1 protein-coding gene is annotated in these 247 nt (G+C 44.5%); it reads right to left on the reverse strand.

The annotated features are described in order from the left end of the window. Positions 1-247 (reverse strand): hypothetical protein (locus AAEZ03_RS28460; protein ID WP_502947989.1); only part of this gene is annotated, 247 nt, incomplete at both ends.

Genomic DNA, 247 nt, shown 5'->3' on the forward strand with positions numbered 1-247 from the left:
TTGTTAGCATTGGGTTGAGCTTGTAAGTATGTGGCGGCATTTGAGCCAGAGTTTGAGGTAATTACGGGTATAGATGGCGTAGACATTTTTGGCAAGGTTTCAAATGACTGCCTATAACCAGCAGCCCAGAGCGGTTTGAGTAAGGTTGGGGTTATGAGACCTTGAGTTTCTACAACAAAATATATGGCGCGACCTAAGACCTCAAACAACTCTGCACTTACCTCCCTCCATTGGTCGGTATGATTAT

This window comes from Pseudomonas sp. HY2-MNA-CIBAN-0224, assembly GCF_040310285.1.
GTDB classification, from domain to species: Bacteria; Pseudomonadota; Gammaproteobacteria; order Pseudomonadales; family Pseudomonadaceae; genus Aquipseudomonas; species Aquipseudomonas helleri.